At 51.3% G+C, this 15762-nt stretch carries 13 protein-coding genes; 12 read left to right on the top strand and 1 reads right to left on the bottom strand.

Features of this window, described 5'->3' with window-relative positions; translation table 11 throughout:
• Window positions 1-243 precede the first annotated feature (243 nt).
• On the top strand, window positions 244-1515 hold the full coding sequence (locus ACXYMU_RS14470) for a DUF2254 domain-containing protein (RefSeq protein ID WP_458987119.1): 1272 nt from the start codon (window positions 244-246) through the stop codon (window positions 1513-1515).
• A 221-nt stretch (window positions 1516-1736) separates the two neighbouring features.
• Window positions 1737-2162, top strand: coding sequence for a hypothetical protein (locus ACXYMU_RS14465; RefSeq protein WP_458987118.1), 426 nt, complete (start codon window positions 1737-1739; stop codon window positions 2160-2162).
• Between the two features lie 30 nt (window positions 2163-2192).
• Here the strand turns inward: ACXYMU_RS14465 and ACXYMU_RS14460 are convergent, their stop codons facing one another.
• A complete protein-coding gene (locus ACXYMU_RS14460; protein ID WP_458987117.1) occupies window positions 2193-2423 on the bottom strand; it encodes a hypothetical protein in 231 nt (76 codons plus the stop codon).
• Window positions 2424-2632: 209 nt separating this feature from the next.
• Here ACXYMU_RS14460 and ACXYMU_RS14455 point away from each other — a divergent pair, with 209 nt between their 5' ends.
• The 10 genes from ACXYMU_RS14455 to ACXYMU_RS14410 all read left to right on the top strand — a co-directional run bounded on the left by ACXYMU_RS14455 (window position 2633) and on the right by ACXYMU_RS14410 (window position 15749).
• On the top strand, window positions 2633-3274 hold the full coding sequence (locus tag ACXYMU_RS14455) for a hypothetical protein (protein ID WP_458987116.1): 642 nt from the start codon (window positions 2633-2635) through the stop codon (window positions 3272-3274).
• A 92-nt stretch (window positions 3275-3366) separates the two neighbouring features.
• Entirely contained in the window at window positions 3367-3939 is a 573-nt protein-coding gene (locus ACXYMU_RS14450; protein WP_458987115.1) for an NUDIX domain-containing protein, read from the top strand.
• 97 nt (window positions 3940-4036) lie between these two features.
• Window positions 4037-4843, top strand: coding sequence for a lysophospholipid acyltransferase family protein (locus ACXYMU_RS14445; protein ID WP_458987114.1), 807 nt, complete (start codon window positions 4037-4039; stop codon window positions 4841-4843).
• The gene (gatC, locus tag ACXYMU_RS14440) at window positions 4785-5072 is read left to right on the top strand and encodes an Asp-tRNA(Asn)/Glu-tRNA(Gln) amidotransferase subunit GatC (protein ID WP_458987113.1); all 288 of its coding nucleotides are present in this window, start codon (window positions 4785-4787) and stop codon (window positions 5070-5072) included. Before ACXYMU_RS14445 ends, gatC begins: the two co-directional genes overlap by 59 nt.
• Window positions 5073-5264: 192 nt before the next feature.
• Window positions 5265-8234, top strand: a complete 2970-nt coding sequence (locus ACXYMU_RS14435; protein ID WP_458987112.1) for a tetratricopeptide repeat protein — start codon at window positions 5265-5267, stop codon at window positions 8232-8234.
• 10 nt (window positions 8235-8244) lie between these two features.
• The gene (locus tag ACXYMU_RS14430; RefSeq protein WP_458987111.1) at window positions 8245-8964 is read left to right on the top strand and encodes an ABC transporter ATP-binding protein; all 720 of its coding nucleotides are present in this window, start codon (window positions 8245-8247) and stop codon (window positions 8962-8964) included.
• A 7-nt stretch (window positions 8965-8971) separates the two neighbouring features.
• Window positions 8972-9523 carry a cob(I)yrinic acid a,c-diamide adenosyltransferase gene (locus tag ACXYMU_RS14425; RefSeq protein ID WP_458987110.1) on the top strand — a complete coding sequence of 184 codons (552 nt, stop codon included), beginning with the start codon at window positions 8972-8974 and terminating at the stop codon, window positions 9521-9523.
• 23 nt (window positions 9524-9546) lie between these two features.
• A complete protein-coding gene (locus ACXYMU_RS14420) occupies window positions 9547-10620 on the top strand; it encodes a branched-chain amino acid aminotransferase (protein ID WP_458987109.1) in 1074 nt (357 codons plus the stop codon).
• Window positions 10621-10717: 97 nt separating this feature from the next.
• Window positions 10718-11795, top strand: a protein-coding gene (gene prfB / locus ACXYMU_RS14415; protein WP_458987108.1) for a peptide chain release factor 2 whose coding sequence is annotated in 2 segments (ribosomal slippage) — window positions 10718-10777 and window positions 10779-11795 — 1077 coding nt in all. Because the reading frame shifts where the segments join, the coding sequence is not laid out codon by codon here.
• Window positions 11796-12620: 825 nt separating this feature from the next.
• Complete coding sequence (locus tag ACXYMU_RS14410) at window positions 12621-15749, top strand: SusC/RagA family TonB-linked outer membrane protein (RefSeq protein WP_458987107.1); 3129 nt, start codon at window positions 12621-12623, stop codon at window positions 15747-15749.
• Window positions 15750-15762: the final 13 nt, after the last annotated feature.

The raw sequence follows: 15762 nt of genomic DNA, 5'->3' as shown, positions 1-15762 counted from the left end.
CAGTGGCTGTGTCTCAGATCTCTCCCGATGGTCGAGATGACGGCGGAGTTTGGTTTTCGCTACGGCTGATAGAGAGCGTGATTGCTTCAGCACAGGGTGCAAACCTTAAGCTCTCCGCCATACAGGTATAGCGGCCTGTCAATAGCGCATTTTCGACGATTATACTGTTTAACACGTTAAAAAATCATATAGGTATAACCTCCCAAATTTTCAAACCCAGTATCGGTACACAGCAGCAAAGCCATGCAACGAAACATTCTTTACTTTATTAACCGCCTGAAAGAGCGCCTATGGATCAGACCGGTTGTGTTTTGCATCCTCTCGATTGGGATTGTTTTTCTGGCGCAGTTAGCCGACAGCTTCGATTTGTCGGTCTACGTGCCAACATTAGAGCGTAGCTCCATCAAGGAACTGCTTACTACCATTTCGGCCAGTATGTTGGTGATCTCTATTTTTGCCGTAGGTGCCATGATCTCAGCCTACAGCGCCGCCAGCAGCACAGCCACACCACGGTCTTTTTCGTTGATCATCGCGGACGATGTTTCCCAGAATGCGCTTTCAGTTTACATCGGCTCCTTTATTTACAGTGTGGTAGCAACCATTGCCTTGCAAAACGGCTATTTTGGTGTAGCCGGCCAGTTTGCTCTTTTAGTTACCACCTTGTGCATCTTCGCCTTGGTGATCATGACGTTTCTGCGTTGGGTAGAGCGCATCGCCCGCCTCGGAAGGCTAAGCACCACCATCGAGAAAATTGAGGAGGCCGCTGCCACCGCCATTAAAAACTATAAGGCAAGTCCGCATTTTGATGGTAGACCCGTTGCATACGCTAAAGGTGTCGGAGTGCCGGTTGATAGCGAAAGCATCGGGTATGTCCAGCACGTTGATTCAGAAGCATTGCAGGAAGTGGCAAAGGAACTGGACGCGACCATCACCGTCAAAACCTTGCCGGGTGCTTTCGCGGCACCGGGCAGGCCAGTCGTGTCTGTTGCCCCACAAAATACGGTGATAACAGCTGATCAGAAGAAAAAAATAAGTGATGCGTTTACAATTGGCAAAAACCGGATTTTTGACGAAGACCCGCGGTTCGGTTTGATTGCCATGACGGAGGTGGCGAGCCGTGCCCTTTCGCCGGGTATAAACGACCCCGGTACGGCCATCGCCATCATCGGGAGCCATGTCCGGTTATTTGCGCTGTGGAGCAAACCCGTAGCGCCAGCGGAGGCGCCGGATGAAACCTTAGACAGGGTTTTTGTGCCAACCATATCCGTTCAGGATTTGTGCGAGGATGCTTTCAGGCCCATTGCCCGCGATGGAGCAGGGAATATCGAGGTGATGATTCGGCTGCAGAAAGCATTCCACTCCATAGCCGCGTTCGGGGACGCCGCACTCAGGGAAGCAGCTGCCCATCAGGCAACACAGGCATACAAGCGAGCAAAAGCCGAAATGAGCTTCGAAGACGATTTAAAAGTCCTGAAAGCGAATTTCGCCCTGCCTGAGCGTGTACCTGGCGCGTAAGCACTTTCTGTGCAACAGATAAGTCTTGACAACTGGTGCCAGGTATCATCCGGCCATTTAAAATCCGGCAAGCCAGTATTGTATTTTGAGTGCTACCTGCTTGCATCCTTGGGAAATATGAATCGTGCCTACATGCTACAGGGCATGCTTTCAAAACCCCAGGTGGTGGTTTACTGTCACCTTTGGCCACTTCATAGCTGCTAATTTGCTAAATTTGAGGTATGGTGAAAGCAATTGTTCTCTTATTTGTGGCTAGCGGTGTCCTGTACTTTCTGTTTTATCCTTTTCTAAAGAACAAGGTTAACCGGAAGAAGACCCTTAAGTGGTTTCTGTACCTGTATGGTGGAGCCCTGCTGCTTTCCACGATAAGCTATTACTTTACCGGAACAGAAAAGCCGGACTCATTTGAAGAAGGAGTGAAACTGATTACAGAGCAGGAAGCGGTCAAGTCCCGGATTGGCAAGTTCAAAGCCGTAACATTTGAGGAAGACGATTTGCCCAGCAAAGCCGACAACCCCGCCGACCTGAAATTTACCGTGCAGGGGAGCAAAGCCACCATGCTGATAGAAGCCAAGGTAGCCAAAAACAGAGAAGGCAGCTGGTACCTGATCAGGATTGAAAAAGACAGCCTCCTGAAAAGACACTGATCCCCGGAATCAACATTCCAGTAAATGGATCTATACCTCCCAATCGCCTTGTACGGTAAAAGACATTGTAGAGGTAACGGAATGGCCATCGGTGACGATGAAAGGCAAATCCGAGAACCTGAAAGTATATGAGGTGCTGAGAAAGAAGTAGGTCTTACCATCTGCCGAAGTAATTTCAAAAAAGCCTCTGAAGGTCATCGCACTTTCAGAGGCTTTTGCATGTAGTGTGATTTTGCCTTTCCAAATAGTCATTTGCCGCATACACATGAATAAACTGTTATTTATACCGCACTCTAACTTATTGGAAGATGGATAAGGGGTGCTGGTATAAAAGAGACAGGTTTTACAGGATTAGCCCTAATAATATCTGATTTTAAGTATATATTACTGCTTGATGTTCACCATTGTACTGTGTTGCAGCATGCGATAGACGTGCACGAGTAATCAAGAACGTAACGCCCCTTAAAACTATGACTGCTGGATTTACTGAAATCTATGAATGCCCGACCTGCGCTCTCCTCATTTTGCAGCCGGGTTCAGGCAGTGGAAGCACGGTCGATGCAAAATACTTCTCCGACGGAAAGCGCGAAGCCCCCATGTTGCCAGCATACCCCGAAATCACCAAATGCACCTCCTGCGACACCATTTTCTGGCTGAGCAAAACGCAGAGCATCGGGAAGTATCACCCAATGTTTTCTGGGGAGTTACCTGGCGGATGGGAAGCTGCCAAGCGGGCACAGCACCTTACGTTGTATGAATACAACATGGCTTTTGAGGCAAACCGAGCCAGTGCAGACAAGGACAAGTTATTTTTGAGCAAGCAAATCTGGTGGGCCTTTAACGACAGAACGCGCAGAACAGAACCCCTGTTTTGTAGAGAGGAAGATGAAGCGCTCTGGGATAGAAACATGTTCCGGCTTTTATATTTGCTGGGCGATGAAGACGAAAACAACCGTTTGCTGAAGGCGGAGTTATACCGTAATCACGGCGATTTCGACCGGAGCCTGGAGATACTGGTAACCATCCGGCACCAAGACCTCCTGAAGCACAGAGCAGCTTATGAATGCGCCTGCCGCCAACAGAACAAACTTGTTTTTGAACTGGAGCGCTAGTTAATCGAATCATTAAGTTTGGCGAAGGTGGCACTATACCTGCACAGCTTTCCGGAAGCCTGCTATCTTTGCAACTGAACAAAACCAGCGCAATGACAGACGAAACCCACAACCCCTGGACCACCCTCTCCTCGAAAGACGTATACCAGAACCCTTGGATAAAGGTGCGCGAAGACCAGGTGCTGAACCCCAAAGGCGGGGAAGGCATCTACGGCGTGGTTAGTTTTAAGAACAAGGCCATTGGCATCATCCCCGTTGATGAGGAAGGGTATACCTACCTGATTGGGCAGTACCGCTACGCCCTCAATGAGTACAGCTGGGAGATACCCATGGGTGGCGGCCTGATCGAAGACGACATCCTGGAATCGGCCAAGCGGGAGCTGCGGGAGGAGACCGGCTTTACGGCTGCCAAATGGACCAACATTGCCCGGCTGCATACCTCCAACTCCGTAACCGACGAGGAAGGATTTGTTTTTCTGGCACAGGAACTAACCGCCGGCGAAACTGCTTTTGAAGAAACAGAGGAGCTGCACATCTGGCGGCTCAAGTTCTCGGAGGCAGTAGAGATGGCGCTGAACAACAAAATCACCGATGCCATTAGTGTGGCAGGCATCCTGAAGGCGGCCTTCCTGCTGCAGCGCCAGGAGGCAGCCCCCTCCAGATAGCCTGAAAACTGTGGCAGGTGCCAGCGTTTTGAGGCTGAGGGCGCTAACTGCCAACGCCCTGATTGTACACTAACTGATAATGCTTACTTTTGAACACATGAAAGCAGTCAAGTACATTGGTCATCGGATTTATAGCACGTGGTGCTGCACCTGGTTTGTGCTGCCCTTCCTGGTAACCTATCCGGTGCAGGCTGCCCTCATCCGGAAGGAAAAGTGGCTGCACCGTGTCCACAGCATTAACCGGGGCTGGTCCACGGTGTTTCTGCGCATGTTCCTGACGCCGCTTTTGGTGGAGTGGCGCATGAAATTCGACCATGACCGGCGGTATATCTTCACAGCCAATCACAGCTCCTACCTTGATATCCCGATGATGCTGCATACCATCCCCGGATTTCTTAACTTTGTTGGCAAAAGCTCGCTGGCCAGGGTGCCGCTGTGGGGCAAGGTGTACGATAAGCTCTACATCACGGTAGACCGCAGAAATCCTGTGAGCAGCGCCCGAAGCTATATTAAGTCATTGCGCACGCTGGAGCAGGGGCGCAACCTGGCTATTTTCCCGGAGGGCACCATCCCCAAAACGGCAGGCGAGAAGCTGATGGCCTTTAAGGACGGACCCTTTAAGCTGGCGATTGAAAAGCAATTGCCGGTGGTGCCGGTTACCATGCCGTATAATCAGCACTTTCTGCCCGACCTGGACGGCAAGTTGAAGATACGGCGGCATCCGCTCAAGATCATCATACACGAGCCGATCGAGACGGAGGGAATGACGCTGCAGGACCTGCCGCAGCTGAAAGAGCGGGTGTTTAACATTATTCAATCAGAACTAACGAAACATAACAAGACGCATGTCAACGGATATTCAGACCATCAAGAAATTAGCGCATTTAGCCAGGCTGGAGTTTAACGAGGAGAAAGAGCAGGAAATGCTGCAGGACCTGAACAAGATCCTGAACTGGATGGACAAGCTGCGCGAGCTGGACACCACATCGGTAGAGCCCCTGACGCACATGACCGAAGAAGTGAACGTGCTGCGCGACGATGTGGCAATGAACACTGTAACCCACGAAGAGGCATTGCTGAACGCCCCTAAAAAGGACTCTGACTACTTCCGGGTACCAAAAGTACTGGAGTAAACCGTTATCATAAGTACAAAGACAGGTTGAGGTAGCGCCTGCGGGACAAAGTTTCTGCATCCCTGCTGCCTGTACAAGGTTTAATAGGTCTTTTGTCTTGCTACTTGTGTCGGGAAAATCTTTATGAGCAAAATTAAGTTTTGGAAAGACTGGGATACGTCAATGCGGTATCCCTATCTTTTTTTACTGCTTATGGCAGGCCTGGCGCTCTTGTTGGGCATATACCACTATTTTACGGGCAACGACCTGGCTTTTGGCTGGGATAGGATAACCGACCTGCAGGTGGTGCCGGTGCCGGTGCACGAGGTAACGCGCCTGCTGGAGCCGTTTACCCTTACCGCCGACGGCTTCCTGCTGTTCGAGCAGTATGACGTGGCCCTGCCCACCATCAATACAATGGCCGCGACCATGGCACTGGGTATACTGGGGGCATGCCTGGCCTTTTATGGGGCTGCCATCAGCACCATGCGGCAGTTGCCCTACTTTGGGGCGGTGCTGTTGCTCATGCTCTTCCTGGCCACATTTAACTTTAGTCTGCTGGGCGGTTTTGGCGGCTCCAGCCAAACGCTGCTGCTCATTTCCATTGCCGTGTTGGCCACGCTCAGCTATGGTTTCCAGTCCTTTTGGCAGGGTGTCACGTTCTCACTGCGCCTGCTGGCCATGCTAGTGGCAGTGTTGCTGATCGGGGTGATCGCTTTTCAGTCGGCCCAGCTGCCTCCCAACCTCGTTACGTTACACCTGGTCAATTACAGTTCCATCGGGGTGCTGGTGGCCACGGTGCTGTTTATGCTGTGGGTGGCTTACGAAAACGTGAATGCCCTGCTTTGGATAAACACTCAAGCCAAAACGCCGGAGCGTCGCTTCAGCATGTGGCAGTTCATCCTTATCAGCGTGCTTTACCTGCTCAACCTGCTGCTGCTGTACCTGCGCAACGTGGGATACCTGAAACTGGACATCTTCTACATCAACGGTTATGTTATTCTGCTTCTCTCGGCAGTGGCGGGCTTTTGGGGGATGCGGCAGCGCGAGGCTTACTATAAAGGCCTTTTTCCGTTCAGGCCAACCGGCGCAATACTATACCTGGTGTTTGCCACTATTGCTTTTTTGAGCATCGGTTATGCCTTTGCCACCGCCAATGACTCCCTGACGGTCTTTTACCACGACATGATCGTCTACACACACCTGGCCTTTGGGCTGGGCTTCTTCCTGTACATCATGATCAACTTCGGGCGACTGATTGACCAGCGCCTGCCGGTGTACAAAGTCGTGTATGAGCCCAAAAGCTTTTCGTTGTTTTCCTTTGCCCTGATGAGTTTGATTGTGTGCGCTATCCTGGTGATGCGCACGCAGTACCGCGTTTACTTTCAGGTGCAGGCCGGTTACTATAACTACCTCGGCGACTTGTATACGGCATCCGACAACAGCATTCTGGCGGAGCGGTTTTATGAGGAGAGCGATGTGTATGACGCTAACAACGTGAAGGCCAACTATAGCCTGGCCGCGCAGCACCGGCAGCAGCAACAGCCGAACGATGAGATCCTGCGCCTGAAAGACGCCATCGACCGCCGCCCGAACCCAAAGCTATACATCCGCCTGGCTAACCTCTACGATGACAACCAGTACTTTTTCGAGAAGTTGTACGTGTTGCAGCAGGGAGCTGAGAAGTTCCCGGAAAGTGGGGCGCTGTACAATAACCTGGCGCTGCTATACGCCCAGACAAGTGTGCAGGACAGCGTGGAATATTACTTCGACCTGGCCCAACGATTTACCGACGATGAGGATTTTGTGCGCAGCAACCGCCTGGCATACTATACCCGGCAGGCCATGCTGGAGCCAGCCAAGGCCGTTTTAAAAGAAAGCGACCAGGCAAAGCGCAAATCGTTGCGCAGCAACATGGCTGCCCTGCGCCAACTGCTCGGCCTGGACCCGCAAACACAGGAGACATTTATGCCTGACTCGTTGCAGGAAATAGGGGACTTTACCCTGTTCTACAACGAAACCTTAAGCAGGCTAAACAAGGGCGACACAACGCGGCTTGAGGGTATAAATGCTTACCTGGAGGCTCCCGGTAACCAAATGTTTTATGCCAACTTGCTTTTCCTGAAAGGGTTGGTGCACCATTACAACGGGCTGCCGCAAGAGGGGCGAAGGGTCGTGGAAAACCTGGCCCTGCAGTCGGAGCGGAACAGCGGCTATTATTACAACACCCTGGGGCAATGGATGCTGGAGGAGCAGAACTACCTGGCGGCCGCCGCCTATTTTAAACAGGCCAAAGACCACGGCTACCCGCAGGCCTACCTGAGCCAGGGGTATGCACTTGCCCTCGCCAACCGCTTGCCGGAAGCGGTGCAGGCGCTGGAAGAGGTAGGGTATACCGAAAACGAAGACGCCATAAGGGTGGCCCAGGATTTGGCGGAGGTACTGCAGCAGGACGTGAAAACCATTGTGCAGGAGGTACCCGACCTCGAGAAGGTGCAGTACCTGCTGGCCCGCCTGCCGTTCCTGACCGAGGACGAAGTGAACAGGTTGGTACAGGCCATCACAGACAAGGACTTGAAGCGGCGTGCCCTGGTGGCCCGGGTAGATTACCTGATCGGCAAGGAGAAGTGGGTAGCGGCCTACAAAGCGATGAAGGAGGCAAGCCCGCAGCTACAGCCGGAAGGGGAACTGCGCTCGGCTTTAAACCTGCAGCAGCTAAAGGTTTGGCTCAATACCAAGATGTATGACGCACTGTTCAGCAAAATGGACAAGCTATACCTCACAGACCGCGACAAGCGCCTGAGCCTGTACTTCAAGGCACGGATTGCCGAGGCGAAAGGAAGAACAGAGGAAGCGGCGGTCCGCTACGAGCAGGCGCTTAAAATGCTGCCATACGACGAGGAAACTGTACTAGCCGCCGCCCGATTTTATGCTGACTACAAGCCGGAAAGTGAGCGGGCCTACCGTATTTTGCTGCAGGGCATCACATACAACCCCTATGCCGCAAGTTTGCAAAAAGCCTATGCCCTCGAGAGTTTAGACCAGGGCTTATTCAGCTACGCGGAGCAGGCGCAGGAAAACCTGCGCAACTTGCTTCCTCCAGCAGAATATGCTACATTTAATGGTAAATTAGAGCAAAAACGCCAGGAGATAGCGGCCCGCGCCGAAGACTGGCAACAATGACAGCAAGCCAATGAGCATACTTATCGAAACTGACGATATCTCGAAGATATACCGGATGGGTACCGAGACGATCCATGCCCTCAAGTCTGTGTCTATCAAGATCACGAAGGGGGAGTATGTCGCGTTTATGGGGCCATCAGGCTCTGGCAAATCCACGTTCATGAACATTATCGGCTGCCTCGATACCCCAACCGGCGGCACCTATGTCCTGAACGGGAACGATGTGAGCAACATGACCGACAATGAGTTGGCCGAAGTGCGCAACAAAGAGATCGGGTTCGTGTTCCAGACCTTTAACCTGCTGCCGCGCCAGTCGTCGCTCGAGAACGTGGCCCTGCCATTGATCTATGCCGGGTATGGCAAGAGTGCCCGGGAGGAGAAGGCGCAGCGGGCCCTGGAGAGTGTGGGCCTCGGTACCCGCGGGAAGCACAAACCCAACGAGCTGTCGGGTGGCCAGCGGCAACGTGTAGCCATTGCCCGGGCACTCATCAACAACCCCAGCATTATTCTGGCCGATGAACCGACCGGTAACCTGGACTCAAAAACCTCCTACGAAATTATGGAGCTGTTCGAGGACCTGCACGCCAAAGGCAACACCATTATCATGGTAACCCACGAAGAGGATATCGCCAAGTATGCGCACCGCATTGTGCGGATGCGGGATGGCCTGATCGAATCGGATGTGATGAACAATGACATAATCACCGCTGCCAGACTACAGGGAGCTTAAACACCACATGAAGTTATACACCAAAACCGGAGACAAAGGAACAACTGCCTTGATTGGGGGCACCCGTGTATCAAAATCCGACCTGCGCATTGAGGCCTATGGCACTGTAGATGAGTTGAATTCATACATTGGCCTGGTGCGCGACCAGGCTGTAAACCAAGCCCGCTCCGGGGTGCTGAAGGAAGTGCAGGACCGCCTGTTCACCATCGGCTCGCTGCTCGCCACAGATCCGCTCAAGTCTAAGATGAAAACACCGGACTTGCATGAGGAGGACGTGGAACTGCTGGAGACAGAGATAGACAGCATGACGGAGGAAGTTCCGCCCCTGCGGGCATTTGTGTTGCCGGGCGGGCATCAGTCCGTATCTTTCTGCCACGTGGCGCGCTGTGTGTGCCGCAGAGCCGAGCGCCTGGCTATTCATCTACAGGAACTTGCACCGGTCGATGACTTAATAATCAAATATCTGAACAGACTCTCTGACTATCTGTTCGCACTTTGCCGTAAAATGACACAAGAGCTCGGTGCCGAGGAAGTAACCTGGCAGCCGCGCCTCTCATAACACTATAAACTAAACTATTTGCTATGTCAGTTGATACTTCAGCAATTTCTATCGAGCGCGTGGCTCAATCGCGTATTTCGGAGGTAGATTTTGATAACCTACAATTCGGGAAAACCTTCTCTGACCACATGTTTGTGGTGGATTACAAAGACGGTGCCTGGCAAAATCCACAGATCATACCTTACGGCGACATGACGCTGAGCCCGGCCACTTCGTCGCTGCACTACGGGCAGGCCCTGTTCGAAGGGATGAAAGCTTACAAAGACGAGAACGGCGACATCCTGATGTTCAGGCCAACCGCAAACCTGGCTCGGTTAAACAAATCTGCGGAGCGCCTTTGCATGCCGGAATTACCTGAAGACCTGTTTATGCAGGGCCTGGAGCAATTGCTGCGCCTGGATGAAGCGTGGGTGCCGACAAAAGAGGGCAGTTCGCTTTACATGCGCCCGCTGATGTTTGCGACAGACAGCTTCATCGGGGTACGCCCGTCTGAGACATACCGTTTCCTGATCATCACCTGCCCGGTTGGCAAATACTACGACAAACCGGTAAAAGTAGCCGTAGAGCCCTACTATGTGCGATCGGCGGAAGGCGGCGCAGGCTATGCCAAGGCAGCCGGTAACTACGCGGCGGCTTTGCTACCGTCACTCAAGATGCAGAAGAAGGGGTATGACCAACTCATCTGGACGGATGCCAAGGAGCATAAGTACGTGGAGGAATCCGGCACTATGAACGTAATGTTTGTGATTGATGACGTGTTGGTGACACCAAGCCTGAGCACCAGCATTCTGCATGGCGTAACCCGCGATAGTGTGCTGCAAGTAGCCAAAGACCTGGGTTATACCGTAGAGGAGCGCAAAGTTGCCGTTGAAGAAGTGATTGAAGCCCAAAAGGCAGGCAAACTGCAGGAGGCGTTTGGTACCGGAACAGCTGCCATCATCTCTCAGATCGCCCTGATCCACTACAATGGCCAGGACTACGAGTTGCCGCCGGTAGAAGGCCGCAAGATCTCGAACCAGGTGGCAGCAGAGTTAGATAAGATCAGAACAGGCAAAACGCCTGACACGCATAAATGGGTATACAGAATTAACCTGTAGGCAATATTTAAATAACAGGATGCTGCTGGCAAGGCCTTGGGGGCTTTGTGGCAGCATTCTGCTTTTACGATAAAATCATCTTATACATCAAAAATCCATGACAACTGAACAGGTTAAGGAATTAAAGGCCAGAGTTGAGGCCTTGAGGAGGTATCTTTGACTACGCTGGCAAGAAAGAACAGGTAGCAGCCACCGAGCAGCGCAGCACCGCGCCTGATTTTTGGGACGACCCCAAGGAGACTGAGAAGGTGCTGAAGGAAATGAAGACGGTGAAGGTATGGACGGACCACTACGAAGAAGTGGAGAAGGCTGTGTCGGACTTTGAGGTGCTGTATGATTTTTACAAAGACGGGGACGTGTCTGAAGAAGACATCCTGCAGGAGTATAAGAAAGCCGAAGCAGCGGTAGAAGGTCTGGAGTTTAAGCGGATGCTTAGCGGCGAAGAGGATCAGCTGAGCGCCATTATAGAGATAAACCCGGGTGCGGGCGGTACCGAAAGCCAGGACTGGGCCGAAATGCTGATGCGCATGTACATCATGTGGGCGGAGTCGCACAAGTTTGGGGTGAAGCAGATTAACTACAACGCAGGGGAGGGCGCAGGTATAAAGTCGGCTACCCTGGAGATTACCGGCGACTTTGCCTATGGCTACCTGAAGTCTGAGATCGGGGTGCATCGTTTGGTGCGCATCTCGCCGTTCGACTCGGGCGGGCGCCGCCATACCTCCTTCGCCTCCGTGTTCGCCTACCCCGTGGTAGACGATACCATCAACATCGAGGTAAACCCCGGCGACATTGAATGGGACACCTTCCGCTCAGGCGGCGCAGGCGGACAGAACGTGAATAAGGTAGAAACAGCAGTGCGCCTGAAGCACAAGCCTACCGGCATCGTGATCGAGTGCCAGATTGAGCGATCGCAGCTCATGAACAAGGAACACGCGATCCGCATGCTCAGGTCGCGGCTTTACCAGATCGAGGTTCAGAAGCGCAACGAGGAGCGTGACCGTATTGAAAGCACTAAAAAGCGCATCGACTTTGGCTCACAGATACGCAATTATGTGTTGCATCCTTATAAGCTTGTGAAGGATATCCGGACGGGAGTGGAGCGCACTGATGTGCAGAACGTGCTTGACGGGGACCTGGATGAGTACATTAAAGCCTTCCTAATGCAGGCATAAGCCTCAAAACTCAAAATAGCTATTGAAAAGGCATCCAATCGGGTGCCTTTTTTTGTGTCTGCTTGCTTCTCTACAAAATGAGGAGCAGGCCAGAAGTATTAAGTTTTAACAAATAGTAAGGCGAGAAGGGTATGAAATAAGTGCTGGCTACAAGGTATGATTTTCAGGAAGTGGGAATTGCCGTTTGATTCTGCTTTCTGTTAACGAATAAGGAACTTGCTATTTGAGAACTCATCGTCCCCAAATATTATAAATTTCAGAAACCGATAAATATCAATGTGTTGAGAGGTGTAAAAGCGGCTTAATAATTTGCAGAAAGACAAAAAATATAAATATCTCAGTAGGCATGCATGTCAGGAAAGGGCAGGGAAAGTGAGGACTTGCTCTGCTTTTTACCGCGTGAAATTATAAATAACAAGGGCTGTATCTTTCTGTTGTTTTGACATCAATAAGAAAGTGTAAACGCTGATAAATTTATTTTTTTAGCGCCTATTGTTTTTGAATTTGCTAATACATAATATTGGCTATCGATAATACGGGGGCGATTAGAGGATGGTTTAGGACAATAGGAAGCAGCGTAGAATTCGGTATCATTCCCAATCTTACTTTATGTAAAATGTGTCTGTTGTAGAGCACATTAACTGAAGTAACAACTTATGCAAACTTATTTATAGGCTTTAAAGAAGATTTGTGCTGACAGGCATATAGGTGCCTTGATGTCCGGATTTTAAAACACCCCTGGGTGTTGCTGGAACTGTTTTGCCAAAATATTACAATAAACCATTCTTACTTTTAAACTTTAATCAACTAAACAACAATCAATCAATGAGAAAACTACTCCTAATGAGTTTTGTTCTGGTTCTCACGCTGTTACAACAGGCGTATGCGCAGAATAAAACAGTCTCTGGTACGGTGATCGACCAGAGTACAGCACAGGGGCTACCAGGTGTAGCAGTTATTGTGAAAGGAACAACAGTGGGTACGACGACAGGTGTGGACGGTTCATACAGCTTAAGCATCCCAGCCAACGGCACAACGCTTGTTTATCGCTTTATTGGTTACACCACGGTAGAGCGACCGATCGGCAATACTTCTACCATCAATGTATCCCTCCCGGTTGACAACAAGCAGTTAGAGGAAGTGGTGGTTGTGGGTTACGGTACACAGCAGAAGAAAGACGTAACCAGCTCTATTGCTAAGGTGAAAGGCTCTGAGATTGCGAACCTGGCTACACCTAGCTTTGACCAGCAGTTGGCAGGCCGCGCAGCGGGTGTTCAGATTACACAGCCTTCTGGTATCCTGGGTGCTCCTCCGGCAATCCGTATCCGTGGTGTGAACTCTATTACAGGTGGTACTTCTCCACTGGTGGTAATCGACGGTGTTCCTGCATTTTCTGGCAACGTAGGGGGATTTGCCAACGCAAACGCCCTTGCCGACATCAACCCGAACGATATCGAGTCTTTCGAGATCCTGAAGGATGGTGCCGCAACTGCCATCTATGGTTCGCGCGCTTCTAACGGTGTGATCCTGATCACGACCAAAAAAGGAAAGCAGGGCCAGGTAAAGTTCGACTACAACGGCTACACGGGCTGGGCAAAAGCCACGCAGCTGCACGACTTGCTTAACGCTGAGCAGTTTGTGGAGATCCAGAACGAGAAGTTCCGCAACGCCGGTGCCACTACGTCGCCAGCCGCACTTGATGCAGAGGGGACAAACACAAACTGGAACGACTTTGTATATAGAACTGCTTTGCAGCAGAGCCACACGTTCTCCGCGAGCGCAGGTACTGACAGAACGAAGTACTACGTGTCGTTGGGTTATACTGACCAGGAAGGTATTGCAAGAGCAAACAGCCTGAAGCGCTATACCCTGCGCACGAACTTAGACCAGAAAGTAACGAACTGGTTGAGCTTCGGTGTACAGGCAGGTCTTTCCCGCCAGGAGAACATCGGTCCGTTGGCAGGTTCTAACAACCTTTCCGGTAACACCTTCTCAGTTATCAGAATGTTGCCAAACGTAGGTGTTTACGACGTGAACGACCCGACAGGCTACAACATCGACGATACTGACCCGCGTGCTTTGGGCCGTGGTGCAAACACCATGACGATTGCTAACGGTATCCCGAACATCCGCTTCGTGTTGGATAACAATATCCGTAGAGCGGTTAGTAACCGTGTGGTAGGTAACACATACCTGGATTTCAACCTGCTGAAGGGAATGACCTTCAGAACGTTGATCGGTGCTGACTTAAGCTACGTGGACGACTACTCGTTTCAGGATCCCCGCCACGGCGATGGTTACACGGCTGGTGGTTCGCTTTCGCAGGCCTACTCTCCAACCAACCGCTGGAACTGGCAGAACATCTTGTCTTACAACAAGTCTTTCAACGAAGCGCACAACATCAGCTTTACTGGTGTAACGGAATACACGAAAACACGCTCTTCTTTCTTCCAGGCAACAGGTACGGGTCTGTCTGACCGTTTCTTCCAGGAGAACATCGTGAGCGGAACAATCGCTACGCCAACAATCGCGGGTGGTATCGGCGAGAACGGCTTGGCTTCTTACCTGGCCCGTGTAAACTACAACTACAAGAGCAAGTACTACATCGGTGGATCGATCAGAACAGACGGTTTGTCTAAGCTTTCTCCTGAGAACCGCTGGGGTTATTTCCCAGGCATATCAGCAGCGTGGCGTGTGTCTGAAGAAGGATTCTTCAAGAACATTGGCGCGCTTAGCGTGATCTCTGACCTGAGAATCAGAGGTAGCTACGGCCAAGTGGGTAACTCTGATATCTCTGGTGGTAACTATCCATACCTTGGCTCTTACGGTTCAGCACCGTATGGTCTTCAGAACGGTATCGCATTTAACAACACTGGTAACCCAGACTTGCGTTGGGAAGAACAGACAATCACTGACTTAGGCGTTGACTTAGGTTTGCTGGGTGGCCGCTTGAACCTGGAGTTTGCATACTGGAAAAAAGACAACGACAACGTAGTATTGGGTGCTCCTACAGCTCCATCGCTGGGTGTACCGGGCAACCTGATCTACCGCAACATTGGCCGCGTGGTAAACGACGGTCTTGAGTTTACGGTAAATGCAGCGATCGTTGACAACAGTGACTTCAGCTGGAATGCCAACGTGAACGTGTCCACACAGAACAACGTGGTGAAAGCGCTTGTAAAAGGCCAGGATATCTTCCCGAACACATACACCATTATCCGCGAGGGCGAGTCAGTTAACTCTATCTACGGTTATGTTTTCGAAGGTGTGAACAAGGCGAACGGTAACCCGATCTACAAGAAGGCTGACGGTTCATTGGTGCAGGGTAACATCGTGGCTAACACAGCTACAGGTGCCAAGGCGACTACCTACTACGTGTACGACCCGTCTAACCCAGAGGTAATGACAGAGCAGTCTTCGCTGACAGCTGCTGACAAGCAGGTATTGGGCAACGCCCTGCCGAAGTGGTTTGGTGGTATAGACAACACGTTCCGCTACAAAGGATTCGACCTGAACGTGTTCCTGCGTTTCTCTGGTGGCAACTACGTGATGAACCGTACCCGCCAGGACTTGTTAACGCAGCAGTTTGAGAACAACGGCGTGGAAGTACTGAACAGATGGCAGAGCCCGGAAAACCCAGGTGATGGCATGACGCCAAAACTGTATGCTGGCCGAAGCAACTTCATCAACACAGAGGGTGAGTCTTCTACAAGATTCGTGGAGAAAGGCGACTTCATCAAGCTGCAGAACGTGGCCCTGGGTTATACCCTGCCTAAGTCGCTGACAGAGCGTGTGAAAGTTGACCGCCTGAGAGTATATGCACAGCTGCAGAACGCACTGACTATCTCTGACTACTCAGGCCTTGACCCGGAAGTTTACTCTGGTTTAGGATTTGACTACAACACCAACCCGCAGCAAGGTGTGTTCACTTTGGGTATGAACCTCGGTTTTTAATTAACTGCTAACG

Source organism: Pontibacter sp. CAU 1760 (assembly GCF_054482735.1).
Note: the sequence above shows the minus strand (reverse complement) of the source record. Positions and strands in the feature narration are given on the sequence as shown.

What these genes read in the sequence shown, in the direction of transcription:
- gatC (WP_458987113.1), top strand. Translation starts at nt 4,785, where the DNA reads ATGTCAACGGATATTCAGACCATCAAGAAATTAGCGCATTTAGCCAGG.
- ACXYMU_RS14435 (WP_458987112.1), top strand. Translation starts at nt 5,265, where the DNA reads ATGGCAGGCCTGGCGCTCTTGTTGGGCATATACCACTATTTTACGGGC.
- ACXYMU_RS14410 (WP_458987107.1), top strand. Translation starts at nt 12,621, where the DNA reads ATGAGAAAACTACTCCTAATGAGTTTTGTTCTGGTTCTCACGCTGTTA.
- ACXYMU_RS14425 (WP_458987110.1), top strand. Translation starts at nt 8,972, where the DNA reads ATGAAGTTATACACCAAAACCGGAGACAAAGGAACAACTGCCTTGATT.
- ACXYMU_RS14450 (WP_458987115.1), top strand. Translation starts at nt 3,367, where the DNA reads ATGACAGACGAAACCCACAACCCCTGGACCACCCTCTCCTCGAAAGAC.
- ACXYMU_RS14445 (WP_458987114.1), top strand. Translation starts at nt 4,037, where the DNA reads ATGAAAGCAGTCAAGTACATTGGTCATCGGATTTATAGCACGTGGTGC.
- ACXYMU_RS14470 (WP_458987119.1), top strand. Translation starts at nt 244, where the DNA reads ATGCAACGAAACATTCTTTACTTTATTAACCGCCTGAAAGAGCGCCTA.
- ACXYMU_RS14430 (WP_458987111.1), top strand. Translation starts at nt 8,245, where the DNA reads ATGAGCATACTTATCGAAACTGACGATATCTCGAAGATATACCGGATG.
- ACXYMU_RS14455 (WP_458987116.1), top strand. Translation starts at nt 2,633, where the DNA reads ATGACTGCTGGATTTACTGAAATCTATGAATGCCCGACCTGCGCTCTC.
- ACXYMU_RS14420 (WP_458987109.1), top strand. Translation starts at nt 9,547, where the DNA reads ATGTCAGTTGATACTTCAGCAATTTCTATCGAGCGCGTGGCTCAATCG.
- ACXYMU_RS14465 (WP_458987118.1), top strand. Translation starts at nt 1,737, where the DNA reads ATGGTGAAAGCAATTGTTCTCTTATTTGTGGCTAGCGGTGTCCTGTAC.
- ACXYMU_RS14460 (WP_458987117.1), bottom strand. Translation starts at nt 2,423, where the DNA reads ATGCGGCAAATGACTATTTGGAAAGGCAAAATCACACTACATGCAAAA.